This window comes from Bacillus sp. JFL15 (assembly GCF_001184225.1).
Classification (GTDB): domain Bacteria; phylum Bacillota; class Bacilli; order Bacillales; family Bacillaceae; genus Bacillus; species Bacillus siamensis.
Genome location: NZ_KQ236689.1, coordinates 1,903,713 through 1,917,268 on the forward strand (window position 1 = coordinate 1,903,713; position 13,556 = coordinate 1,917,268).

7 protein-coding genes and 1 pseudogene are annotated in these 13,556 nt (G+C 49.1%); 4 read left to right on the forward strand and 4 right to left on the reverse strand.

What is annotated here, in order from left to right; genetic code table 11:
• Window positions 1–41 precede the first annotated feature (41 nt).
• Both AD710_RS09615 and AD710_RS20000 read left to right on the forward strand, forming a co-directional pair.
• Complete coding sequence (locus tag AD710_RS09615; protein ID WP_436627812.1) at window positions 42–320, forward strand: YckD family protein; 279 nt, start codon at window positions 42–44, stop codon at window positions 318–320.
• Window positions 321–372: 52 nt separating this feature from the next.
• Window positions 373–516, forward strand: a pseudogene (locus AD710_RS20000) (family 1 glycosylhydrolase); the annotation flags it as partial.
• Between the two features lie 150 nt (window positions 517–666).
• On the opposite strand, the gene comJ reads toward AD710_RS20000, so the two are convergent.
• The 4 genes from comJ to hxlA form a co-directional block, all read right to left on the reverse strand.
• Window positions 667–1,065: a competence protein ComJ gene (comJ, locus tag AD710_RS09625; protein WP_016936799.1), complete on the reverse strand. Its 399-nt coding sequence runs from the start codon at window positions 1,063–1,065 to the stop codon at window positions 667–669.
• Window positions 1,066–1,086: 21 nt separating this feature from the next.
• Entirely contained in the window at window positions 1,087–1,524 is a 438-nt protein-coding gene (locus AD710_RS09630) for a NucA/NucB deoxyribonuclease domain-containing protein (protein ID WP_049627866.1), read from the reverse strand.
• 355 nt (window positions 1,525–1,879) lie between these two features.
• Window positions 1,880–2,437, reverse strand: a complete 558-nt coding sequence (gene hxlB, locus AD710_RS09635; protein ID WP_016936797.1) for a 6-phospho-3-hexuloisomerase — start codon at window positions 2,435–2,437, stop codon at window positions 1,880–1,882.
• Window positions 2,434–3,069 carry a 3-hexulose-6-phosphate synthase gene (gene hxlA / locus AD710_RS09640; protein WP_016936796.1) on the reverse strand — a complete coding sequence of 212 codons (636 nt, stop codon included), beginning with the start codon at window positions 3,067–3,069 and terminating at the stop codon, window positions 2,434–2,436. Before hxlA ends, hxlB begins: the two co-directional genes overlap by 4 nt.
• Window positions 3,070–3,301: 232 nt before the next feature.
• Here hxlA and AD710_RS09645 point away from each other — a divergent pair, with 232 nt between their 5' ends.
• Entirely contained in the window at window positions 3,302–3,664 is a 363-nt protein-coding gene (locus AD710_RS09645; RefSeq protein ID WP_016936795.1) for a transcriptional activator HxlR, read from the forward strand.
• A 591-nt stretch (window positions 3,665–4,255) separates the two neighbouring features.
• Window positions 4,256–13,556, forward strand: a 9,301-nt coding sequence (gene srfAA, locus AD710_RS09650; RefSeq protein WP_231595047.1) for a surfactin non-ribosomal peptide synthetase SrfAA, incomplete at its 3' end; no start/stop codon positions are given.

Consider the following 13,556-nt stretch of genomic DNA (forward strand, 5'->3'; position numbering starts at 1 on the left):
AAAAAGCTGCGTTATCATTGGCTGCGTTTTTCATTACGGCAATGGTTTTCATAATGCCGGCACATGCAACTGAAACAAAAATGCCTTCAACAATGTCACTTACGGTACAGCAGAAAAAAGAAATTGAATCTCTTGAAAAGGAAATACTCGAGAAACGTAAACATGTCATTTCCAAATATGTTGAATACGGTGTCCTGCCGAAAGAAAAAGCAGAGCATATTAAACAGCATATGGACAGGCGCTTTAACATGATGAAACAAAATGGCTTTATCCCCAAGCCTCCCCCTCATAAATTGGAGAAGCGGCATCATCATTCTTAAGCATCCGGCAAGCCGGATGCTTTTTGTTTTATCGGGATTGCTCTGGAACGCAAAAATATCAGGTAAAACGTTTAAAGGCTCAAACGGCGATACAGCAGCCGGCCGTTATGAACGTTATAAAGAAGATGTCGCCTTGATGGCAGAAATGGGTTTGAAAGCTTACCGCTTTTCTGTCAGCTGGCCGAGGATTTTTCCAAGCTTCGATTATTCACCGGCTTATCCGCTTACAAGTCACCCTGAAGACAAAACCTTTGAAGTTTTTACTGGTATCGGAACGTGATCGAAACAAACGGTAAGAGTTTATAAGAGTTCCCTGAGAGAAATATGTTTCTCTCAGGGTTTTCTTTTACATTGAGGCCGCATCGATAATATACGTATCTGCATGCAGATCGGATAATTCGGCAGGCACTGAATAACAAGTAAGGCTGTATCGGCCTTTCGGAAGATCGAAGAAAAGCCGTTTTGACATCACGCTTTCAATCTCAATTCCATCTTTTACAGCTTCAAAGGAAACAGCCGCTTTTTTCTCATAGGATGGTACCGGTTCATTTGTATTAAGCCTGAGGACAATAAATGCCTTCGTATTTCTCCTTGCTTCAAATGAAACAGCTCCGTCAGCCTCCGCAAATCCTTTTTCAATGGCTTCATCCGTCCAATCGATAACAGGCGGTTCGGAATCTTTTTGGAAGATTGTAAATTGATGATAAGAAATGATAAGTTCTTGCGGTTTCCATGATTTAATCAATGCGCTGCTCCTCCTGTTTCGTTACTTGATTTTAAATAATACTCTCGTTCCGTCTGGATCATTGGTAAGCTGGTGTCCGACCCAAGAGCCGGCCCCGCGGTTGTCTGCCGGAGAAATATATTCTACGGAGGCATTGTTTCCGCCCTGTTTACAAACCGCCATGGGCCATTCATCTCTATCGTACCCCGTTTTTACAGGCACATGTTTAAGAGATTGCTCACGCCGCTTATGTACTCCGTCTCTGTCAATGGTGCATATGCTGGGATGTCCTTCTTTTATCGCGCCCTTAATATGCTTTGCTGTTTCCGGATATCGATCGGACGGAAATAGGATTACTTTGTCGTAATCGCTTTTCTGAACGGTCTGCTCGTTATCTGAGAAAATATCACCCTTGATCAGGGCCGCAACTGCTCCGGCAATGATGAGAAGAACAAGCAGCAGTGCTTTTAATGTTTTCAAGAGTATCAATCACCTCCAGTTTTAAATTGCTGTAAAGCTGGTCCAAGAATAAAGCAGAATCGGCCTGCTGTAAAGCTGTTAAAATATATTTTTCAGCCTCAATTCAACTGAATATCTGTAAAACCGTCTGCACAAATCAGTTTTATCCAATAAAAAATCGGTCAGAAAGTCTTTTTTGCAGTTTCTCTATTCAGAAATGAATGATTGCGGCCGTCTGAATAATTGGCTATTATAGCGATAAGCTCACCGGCAGGGTATCTTCGTCAGCGAGTTTCCGGATGAAAACCTGGCCGGATGTAATCGAGCGCCGCAGGACGATAAAAAGACGGCCATCTGATAAGAAGGCCGCAGTATATCATTCCAGATTTGCATGATTTGCAAACATGTCTGCCGAATTCAGTTCTTTTTTCTCCATGATTTTTAGAATAACCGCATCGTAAAACAGCAGGAGAGTCTGTTCAAATAAAGAGCCCATCGGCTGAATCGTCTTTCTGTCTCCGCCGGTCTCATCCTTAGGAGAGCCGGGAATCGTTATCGTAAGATCCGCAAGTCTGCCGAGACTCGAGTCAGGATTAATCGTTAATGCAGTGATGGTGCCATTAAGGCTTTTGGCTTTTTCAGCGGTATGAAGCAGGCTTTTTGTTTCGCCTGAGCCTGAGCCGATGATGACGAGACCGCCTTCTTTGAGGGGAGGGGCAAGCGTCTCACCGACGATGTAAGCGTTCAGCCCGATATGCATCATCCTCATGGCGAACGCTTTAGCCATAAAACCAGAACGGCCCGCTCCGGACGTGAAGATCTGATCTGCAGCTAAAATCTGATCCGCAAGCTTGTCAGCTTCATTGTCGGCTATTAACGCTGCAGTACGGGATAATTCATTTAGGATTTCATGTAAGTATTCCGTCGTTTTCATGATCCTTGTGTGATCAGCTGTTTCATTTTAGAAGCAGTATCCGCTTTATTGTCAGCTCCCGTAATGCCTCCGCCGACAATGATTAAATCTGGGTTTTGTTTGATGGCTTCAGGAAGCGTATCAAGTTTAATGCCTCCGGCAATTGCGGTTTTAGCGCTCTTGACTGCTTTTTTAATCGCCGTCAGTTCCTCGAATGAATTTTTTCCTTCTGCTTGAAGATCATAACCTGTGTGGACACAAATATAATCAACACCGAGTTGGTCAATTTCTTTTGCCCGTGTTTCAAGGTCTTTTACGTTGATCATATCGACGAGGATTTTTTTCTGCTGTTTTTTTGCTTCGGCAACCGCTCCTTTGATCGTCGAATCATCTGTCGCTCCTAAAACGGTGATGATGTCGGCGCCTGCTTCTGCCGCTTTCATAATCTCGTAACCGCCTGCATCCATGATTTTAAGATCGGCAAGCACTTTCAGGTGAGGAAAGGCTGTTTTCATTTCCTGCACGGCTTTCAGTCCTTCATTAATGACGACGGGAGTGCCGATTTCTACAACATCTATATATTGTTCGACCTCTTTCACAAGTTCAATTGCTTCAGGGATATTCACTAAGTCTAATGCCAGCTGTAATTCCACTGTATATTCACTCCTCTTCTTAATGTATCTACATTCTATAGAGTGCCCTGCATGTTGAGAAGTACGCACTTTAAAGTCTAATAGTTACTTTGAGGATACTGTCCCCCGCAGGCAATGTGTTTTGTCTCAGCAAAACTGCGTGGTAGTATAAATGGATGAAAGCTCTGTGAAAAAGTAAGCAAGTGTTTATAGATGATCAACGTACGAAAAGTAAGAGGAAGGAGAATAGCCCGTGAGCCGAATGGATAAGAAAACGTTTAATTGCGAAAAGGAATTGACGCTTGCCGTGATAGGCGGGAAGTGGAAAATGCTGATTATGTGGCACCTGGGAAAAGAAGGGACAAAACGATTTAATGAGCTGAAAGCTTTAATTCCTGATATTACGCACAAAATTCTTGTGAATCAGCTCAGGGAGCTGGAGCAGGATCTGATCGTTCACAGGGAAGTTTACCCTGTTGTTCCCCCGAAAGTGGAGTACTCATTAACGGAGCAAGGAGAGACCCTTATGCCGATTTTGGACGCTATGTATAAGTGGGGAAAAGAATATATGGAATTAATCAACATTGATAAAACTGCAATAAAGGAATCTTTTTGAAGCGCTCTATGGAAAATAGGGCGCTTTTTTTTGCGCGGTTTAATGAAATCATATTGCGAACGATTAAATCTCCTGTTTCGGTTCTTGCGCTGTTTTTTCTCCATCAGCTAATATATGAAAACTATTTTCATTCTGCCATAACTGGATATTCGAAAGATTTATACTATAGTTTAAAGATTTTTAATTTTACATAAATAATATTTTTGAAAATAAATTGCGGGATGCCGCAAAATACCCTCTGGAATTGTCGGAATTTTTTTCGGTGTGCCGCATGAAACTTTTCACCCATTTTTCGGTGATAAAAACAATAATTTCATATAAAGTGAACGTAAGTAGATATATAGTAATTCATGAAGAAATAGGTAAACCCTGTTGCTTACAAACATTGGATTCTTGTCTTGATTTCCCATAAATTTGAGCCGAATTTCGGACTGTGCGGGTGAATGGATTGCGGATTTCGGCGGTGATTAAATCGGGATCGTTTTGGAGGTAAGTGGTTCTTTTGGCTTGATAATGAGTTAGGGACATTGAGGGAGGCTGTTTCTAAGGGAGAATTGACAAATTTATCTTAAAAAGGGGAGGCGCACACATATGGAAATAACTTTTTATCCTTTAACAAATGCACAAAAACGTATCTGGTATACAGAAAAATTCTATCCGAACACAAGTATTTCAAATCTTGCGGGTTTCGGAAAGCTCATTTCTGAGGACGGCGTACAAGCTCATATCGTTGAGAAAGCGATACAGGAATTTGTCCGTCGCCATGAGTCGATGAGAATCCGTCTTCGGCTTGATGATGAGGGGGAGCCTGTTCAATATGTGAGCGAATACCATCCGCTGACGATCGAGCATACAGACATCAGGCAAGCCGGCTGCTCTGCGGAAGAGCTGTCAAAATGGGGACGTGACGAGGCAAGCAAACCTCTGGCGTTATATGATCAGGATTTATTCCGTTTTTCCGTGTACACCATCAGCGAAAATGAGGTCTGGTTCTACGTTAATGTGCATCACGTTATTTCAGACGGAATTTCCATGACGATTCTGGGCAATACGATTACTGATATTTATTTGGAGCTTTCGGGCGGAGCAAGTGAGAACGAGGCGGAGATTCCTTCCTTCATCGAGCATGTGCTGACAGAGCAGGAATATGTGCAGTCGAAGCGGTTTAAAAAGGATCGGGATTTTTGGAACGGACAGTTTGAGACCGTACCTGAGCTTGTGTCTTTAAAACGGAGCCAGGCAGATGCGGGTCTTGATGCGAAACGGTTTTCTCAAGAAATTCCTCATGACCTGTACGGCCGGATTCAATCATTTTGCGGGGAGCATAAGGTCAGCGTTCTTTCCTTGTTCCAGTCAGCTCTGATCGCTTATCTCTACAAAGTGACAGGCCGGGATGACGTCGTCACGGGTACGTTTATGGGAAACCGGACGAATGCGAAAGAAAAGCAGATGCTCGGGATGTTCGTATCCACGGTGCCTGTGCGGACAAGCGTTGACGGAAGCCAGCCGTTCTTGGAATTCGTCAAAGGCCGGATGAAGGATCTGATGAAAATTCTCCGCCACCAAAAGTATCCGTATAACCTGCTTGTCAATGATTTACGTGCTTCAAAAAGTTCGCTGAGCAGATTGTTTACGGTGGCTTTGGAGTATCAAGTGATGCAGTGGCAGAAAAAAGAGAATCTGTCCTTCCTGACAGACCCGATCTTCAGCGGAAGCGGAACAAATGATATATCGATTCACGTGAAGGAACGATGGGACACCGGGAAATTGACGATTGATTTTGACTATCGCAGTGACATATTTAAGGCGGACGAAATTGCTTCTGTTTCTGAACGTTTGATCACGCTGATTGAAGATGCGATATCATCTCCTGACCGTGTAATTGATGAGCTCGCTCTTCTTTCAGAATCGGAGAAAGAGCTGCTTCTGAAGCGTGCCTCCGGCAATCCGGTCGCTTATCGCAAGGAGATGACGATTCCGGCGCTGTTTGAAGAGAAAGCGAAGGCACTGTCTGACAAACCCGCGGTTGTATATGAAGGCCGGACATTGTCCTATCACACATTGCATGAACAGTCAGGCCGTATCGCCGGACGCCTTCTTAAAGCCGGGATATCAGCCGATTCTCCTGTCGCTGTGCTACTTGGCCGATCTGACCGTGTTATTGCGGCAATATTGGGAATTTTGAAAGCGGGCGGCGCATATGTGCCGATTGATCCTGACTTTCCGGCGGATCGGATTCAGTACATCTTGGAGGACAGCGGAGCGAAGGCTGTTCTGACAGAGGCGGGAATACAGGCGCCTGAAACGAATGCCGAACAGATTGATTTTGATGAGGCCGTTCAATATGAGACAGCCGCTGACGATGTCTGCACACAATCAGACCGGCTGGCTTACATTATCTATACGTCCGGTACAACTGGGCGGCCGAAAGGCGTGATGATTGAACACCGGCAAGTTCATCACCTGGTTCAATCACTGCAGCAGGAGATTTATCAGTGCGGTGAACAGACATTAAGAATGGCGCTTTTGGCCCCGTTTCATTTTGATGCGTCCGTTAAACAGATTTTCGCCTCGCTTCTTTTAGGTCAGACGCTTTATATCGTGCCGAAAACAACTGTAACAAACGGCTCTTCACTGCTGGACTATTATCGTCAAAACCGGATTGAAGCCACTGACGGAACGCCTGCGCATCTGCAGATGATGGTCGCGGCGGGAGATGTCAGCGGAATTGAACTGCGCCACATGCTCATTGGGGGAGAAGGCCTGTCCGCCGCTGTTGCTGAACAGCTGATGACGCTCTTTCATCAATCGGGCAAAGCGCCGCGGCTGACAAATGTCTACGGGCCGACGGAAACGTGCGTGGATGCGTCCGTGCATGAGGTGTCACAAGATAACGGAATGAATCAGCAGGCGGCGTACGTTCCGATCGGAAAACCGCTCGGCAACGCCCGGCTGTATATATTGGATAAGCACAAACGGCTTCAGCCCGACGGCACGGCCGGTGAGCTGTATATCGCGGGAGACGGTGTAGGCCGCGGCTATTTAAATCTTCCGGATTTGACCGCAGAGAAGTTTTTGCAGGACCCGTTTAACGAGAGCGGCCGCATGTACCGCACGGGTGATATGGCGCGCTGGCTGCCGGACGGAACAATCGAATATATCGGCCGAGAAGACGATCAAGTGAAAGTCCGCGGCTACCGTATTGAGCTGGGAGAAATTGAAACGGTGCTCAGAAAAGCTCCGGGCGCGGCGGAGGCCGTCGTGCTGGCACGACCGGATCAGCAGGGCAGCTTAGATGTTTGCGCATATATCGTTCAAGAAAAAGGAACTGAGTTTCACCCTGCCGAGTACCGGGAGTATGTGTCCAAACACCTTCCTGATTACATGGTGCCCGCTTACTTTACAAAAACGGATAAAATTCCGCTTACGCCGAGCGGGAAGGCAGACCGCAAAAAGCTGTTCGCGCTTGATGTGCAGGCTGTCAGTTCGTCAGAGTATGCGGCGCCGAGAAATGAGACGGAGAAAACGCTCGCCGTCATCTGGCAGGAAGTCCTCGGAATGGACAAGGCGGGTATTTATGACCATTTCTTCGAGTCTGGCGGTCATTCCTTAAAGGCAATGACGCTTTTGACGAAAATTCATAAGCAAATGGGCGTGGAAATCCCGCTGCAATACTTGTTTGAGCATCCGACAATCGCGGCGCTTGCCGATTATGCGGTAAGCCGAAACGAAGGGCCGGATTACAGTGCGATTAAGCCGGCTGAGCAGCAGGCGAGCTATCCGCTTTCGCTCGCCCAGCAGCGCATCTACATCGCGAGTCAATTTGAAGATGCGGGGGTCGGGTATAACATGCCGGCAGCAGCCGTTATCGAAGGCGCGTTAGACCGTGAAAAACTTGAGCGTGCATTTTCTGTCTTAATCAGCAGGCATGAAGCGCTCAGAACATCGTTTCAATCAGAGGACGGCACGCCGAGACAGGTGATTCACGAGCATGTTCCGTTTCATATTGAAATGATCGAAGCGAGCGGGAGAACGAATGAACAGGTAATGAAGGATTTTGTGCGCCGTTTTGAGCTGGCGGAGGCGCCTTTGTTCAGAATCGGCCTGCAAACGCTCGGTCACAATCGCCATATGCTGCTGTTTGATATGCATCACCTGATTTCAGACGGAGTATCAATTTCCATCATGCTGAAGGAACTGGCAGAGATCTATAGCGGAAAACAGCTGCCTGACTTGCATATTCAATATAAAGATTACGCCGTCTGGCAAGCGGAACGGGCGGAAGAAGGCTACAAGAAAGAGCGGGCGTATTGGAAAGAAGTCTTTAGCGGCGAACTGCCGGTGCTTCAGCTGCTCCCTGATTACCCGCGGCCGCAGGTGCAAAGCTTTGAGGGTGACCGCGTATCAGTCAAGCTGCCGAAAGAGCTGCGGGACCGGCTGCAGAAACTCGCCGGGAAAAACGGAGCCACCCTTTATATGGTGCTGTTATCGGCATATTATACGCTGCTTTCTAAGTATTCAGGACAGGAAGACATCATCGTGGGAACACCATCGGCGGGAAGAAATCATTCCGATACCGAGGGACTGATCGGGATGTTTGTCAACACGCTTGCGCTGCGAAGCTCCGTGAAGCAGGATCAGACATTTACAGACTTGTTAGGTCATGTTCGCAAGCAGGTGCTGGACGCGTTTTCTCACCAGGACTATCCGTTTGAGTGGCTGACCGAAGAGCTGAATGTACCCCGGGATATGAGCAGGCATCCGATATTTGATACGATGTTCAGTCTGCAAAATGCTTCGGACGGAATTCCGGAGATCGGCAATCTTACGCTGTCTCTTCATGAAACCAACTTCAATATCGCCAAATTCGATCTGACAATGCAGGCCCGGGAAACAGCGGAAGGCATTGCGCTCGATTTGGATTATTGCACGAAGCTGTTTAAGCGCTCGACGGCGGATCGCCTGCTTGCGCACTATGTCCGCCTGCTGGAGAGTGCGGCAGCTCAGCCGGATGCGAAAATCAGAGAATATGATCTGCTTTCTGAACGGGAGGCTTTGAATCAATTACAGCGGTTCAATCCGGAGCGCACGGCCTATCCGAAAGAGCAAACGATCGTGCAGATCTTTGAAGAACAGGCCCGAAAAAACCCTGACCGGACGGCTCTTCAGTTCGAAGGGGAAACCCTGTCGTATCAGCAGCTGAATGAACGCGCCAACAGGCTTGCGCGGCATATTCTTTCGGTCGGAGGCGGCGGGAAAACCGCGGCTGTTTTATGTGAACGGTCAATGGACATGATTGTTTCCATTATGGCTGTATTAAAAGCGGGGTCAGCCTATGTGCCGATTGATCCTGAACATCCGGTTCAGCGGATTCAGCATTTCTTCCGCGACAGCGGGGCGAATGTGCTCCTGACTCAGCAAAGCCTCAAGCCGCTTGCGGAAAAGGCCGGTTTTCAAGGCGTCATTGTGCTTGCTGATGATGAGGAAAGCTATGAAAAGGACTCTCACAATCCAGCATTGCCGTTTGATTCCAAGACGATTGCCAATCTCACTTATACATCAGGAACGACGGGTACGCCGAAAGGAAACATCGTCACACATGCCAACATTTTGCGGACGGTAAAGAACACGAACTATTTGACCGTTTCTGAAGAAGATACTGTGCTCGGACTGTCAAACTACGTCTTTGACGCCTTTATGTTTGATATGTTCGGTTCGCTGTTAAACGGTGCAAAGCTTGTGATCGTCCCGAAAGATACGGTGCTGGACATGACCCGTTTGTCCCGCGTGATCAAACGGGAGAATGTAAGCATTCTGATGATTACGACGGCCCTGTTCCACCTGCTTGTTGATATGGAGCCGTCCTGTCTGACGACGCTTCGGAAAATCATGTTCGGGGGCGAAAGGGCGTCTGTTGAGCATGTCAAAAAGGCGCTTGCGGCAGTCGGAAAAGGAAAGCTGCTTCATATGTACGGTCCGTCTGAGAGCACGGTGTTTGCGACATACCATCCGGTGGATGTGATTGAAGAGGATACGCTCTCCGTTCCGATCGGAAAACCGGTCAGCAATACGGAAATCTTCATCATGAACACGGCCGGACGAATGCAGCCGGCAGGTATCCCGGGCGAACTGTGCGTCAGCGGGGAAGGTCTCGTGGAAGGCTATTACAACCGTCCTGAACTGACGGAAGAAAAATTTGTGAAGCATCCGTTTAAAGAAGGTGAACGGATGTATAAAACGGGCGACTTGGCCAGATGGCTGCCGAATGGCGATATTGAGTTTATCGGACGTATCGACCATCAGGTGAAAATCCGCGGCCAGCGGATTGAGCTTGGCGAAATTGAGCACCAGATCCAAAGCCATGACCAGATTCAGGAATGCATCGTGCTCGCTGTGGACCAGGGAGCGGGTGACAAACTTCTTTGCGCGTATTTTGTCGGCCTCCGAGAAATCTCTTCCCGGGAGCTGAGGGAGCATACGGCGAAGGATCTTCCGGCTTATATGATTCCGGCCGTCTTTATTCAAATGGATGAACTGCCTCTTACAGGAAACGGGAAGATCGACAGACGGGCGCTGCCGATGCCTGATGTGACCGCAGCGAATGCTGTGTCATATACGGCGCCGAGCAATGAAACAGAACAAAAACTGGCGGATATTTGGGCTGAGGTGCTGCAAATGGAGCGGGTCGGCGTGCACGATCAGTTCTTTGAGATCGGAGGCCATTCGTTAGCGGGAATGAAACTGCTTGCTCTCATCCAGAAGACCTTCAGCGTGCAGCTTACATTAAAGGATCTGTTCACTTCTCCGACGGTTGCGGGACTGACGCAGCTGATTGAAGGCGCTGAGCGGAAGACGGCTGAAAGCATCGTACCGGCGGCTGTGCAGGAAACGTATCCGGTTTCTTCACCGCAGAAGCGGATGTTCGTGCTTCAGCAGCTGGAAGGCGCTGAAACAAGCTATAACATGCCGTCTGTGCTCCGCTTAAAAGGGAAGCTTGATGCAGAAAAGCTGAAATTTGTCATGAAACAGCTGACAGAACGCCATGAAGCCTTCAGAACGACGTTTGACATAAAGGATGGAGAAACAGTTCAGCGTATATGGGCCGAAGCTGATATTGACATGGAATATTACGAAGCCTCTGAGGAAGACGCTGGACAAATTATTCAGAGCTTTATCCGGCCGTTCCGCCTGGATCAGCTTCCTCTCGTCAGAACGGGGCTGGTTAAGCTGGCTGAACATGATCACCTGCTGCTGTTTGACATGCACCATATCATTTCAGACGGCGCTTCAGTCGGCGTGCTGATAGATGAACTGTCCCGCCTGTATGGCGGCGAAACGCTTGAGCCGCCGCGGATTCATTATAAAGACTATGCGGTATGGCAGCAGAAATTTATTCAATCAGAGCAATACCGCAAGCAGGAGGAGCATTGGCTTCGGGAGCTTGACGGCGAGCTTCCGGTATTGACGCTGCCGGCTGATTACAGCCGTCCGGCTGTGCAAACCTTTGAAGGAGACAAGCTGGTCTTTTCACTGACTGAAGAACAGACGTCGGCTCTTCGCAGTCTTGCGAAACAAACGGATTCTACCATGTACATGGTGCTGCTGGCGTCATACAGCGCTTTTCTCTCAAAATTGAGCGGACAGCATGACATTATTGTCGGCTCTCCGGTTGCGGGACGGTCACATGCGGATCTCGCTAACGTCATCGGTGTGTTTGTGAATACACTCGCGCTTCGGTCGTATCCGGAAGCGGACAAAACGTTCACAGATTATCTTGAAGAAGTAAAACAAACCGCTTTACGTGCATTTGATGCGCAGGATTATCCGCTTGAGGACCTTCTGCAAAAGATTGAGGTGCAGCGTGATACGAGCCGAAATCCGCTGTTCGATGCGGTATTCTCCATGCAAAACGCAAATGCTGAAGATCTGGTCATGGAAGGAATTGAGCTGAAGCACCATCCGTTTGACAGAAAAACAGCCAAGTTTGATCTGACGATGACGGCTGATGACACAGACGGAGGCTTAACGTTTGTGCTTGAATATAACACTGCGCTGTTTAAACCGGAAACGGCAGAGACGTGGAAGCATTATTGGCTTCATCTGTTAGAAGCCGCTGCGGAAAATCCGGCAGCGAAGCTTTCTGAGCTTTCATTGGTGAATGAAACAGAAAAACAAGCCCTTCTTGACGCATGGAAAGGAAAAACACTTTCTGTGCCGCGGGACAAAACGGTTCACCGTCTCTTTGAAGAAACGGCCGCCCGCCACACAGACCGTCCGGCTGTGGCTTACAACGGCGCGAAATGGACGTACGGCGAGCTGAACGCAAGGGCGAACCGGATCGCGCGCATTCTCATGGACTGCGGCGTTACGGCTGACGAACGTGTCGGCATTTTGACGAAACCGTCCTTGGAAATGGCTGCGGGCGTACTCGGCGTCCTGAAAGCGGGCGCGGCATTTGTGCCGATTGACCCGGATTACCCGAAAGAGCGGATCAGCTACATTCTGCAGGACAGCGGCGCCAAGCTGCTTCTCACACAGGAAGCGCTCGACGTGCCGGAAAGCTACACAGGAGATACGATCCTGCTTGACGGCCGCCGCTCTATTCTGAGCCTGCCGCTTGATGAAAACGATGAAGCGAACCCGCAGACGGAAACAACGGCGGATCATCTCGCTTATATGATTTACACGTCAGGAACGACCGGACAGCCGAAGGGGGTCATGGTCGAACACCACGCGCTGGTGAACCTGTGCTTCTGGCATCACGACGCATTCGCCATGACGGCGGAGGATAAAAGCGCCAAATACGCGGGCTTCGGTTTTGACGCCTCCATCTGGGAGATGTTCCCGGCATGGACCATCGGCGCGGAGCTTCATGTCATTGATGAAGCGATCCGGCTGGATATAACCCGCTTAAATCACTATTTCGAAGAGCACGGCGTGACGATCACTTTCCTGCCGACGCAGCTGGCCGAACAATTTATGGAGCTGGAAAATACCTCTCTCCGCATGCTTCTCGTCGGAGGCGACAAGCTGAAGCGGGCGGTGAAGCAGCCGTACACGATCGTCAACAACTACGGGCCGACGGAGAACACCGTCGTCGCGACAAGCGGCGTCATCAATCCGGAGGAAGGATCGCTTTCGATCGGACGGGCGATTGCCAATACGAGAGCGTATATTCTCGGTGACGGCGATCAGGTGCAGCCGGAAGGCATTGCCGGTGAATTGTGCGTGGCAGGCCGCGGACTTGCGCGCGGATACCTGAACCGTGAGGAAGAAACGGCGAAGCGGTTTACCGCAGATCCGTTTGTACCAGGCGAGCGCATGTACCGGACCGGGGACCTCGTCAAATGGAACGCGCAGTGCGGCATCGAATACATCGGCCGCATCGACCAGCAGGTCAAAGTGCGCGGCTACCGGATCGAGCTTTCAGAAATTGAAGTCCGCCTCGCGCAGCTTGCGGACGTTCATGACGCGGCGGTGACGGCGGTGGAAGACAAAGCGGGCAATACCGCGCTTTGCGCCTATGTCGCACCTCAGCAGGACGATATCGAAGCGCTCAAAGCAGCGCTGAAAGACACGCTTCCGGACTACATGGTGCCGGCGTTCTGGGTGGAGATGGACGAGCTTCCGGTCACCGCAAACGGAAAGATTGACAAAAAAGCCCTGCCGGCGCCGGACATTGAGGCGGGAAGCGCCGCGTACAAAGCGCCGGAAACGGAGATGGAGACGCTGCTTTCTGACATTTGGCAGGAAGTGCTCGGACTGGATCAGATCGGCGTAAGCGATAATTTCTTCACGCTCGGCGGCGACTCGATCAAAGGCATTCAAATGGCGAGCCGCCTGAACCAGCACGGCTACAAGCTGGAGATGAAAGATCTCTTCCAGCATCCGA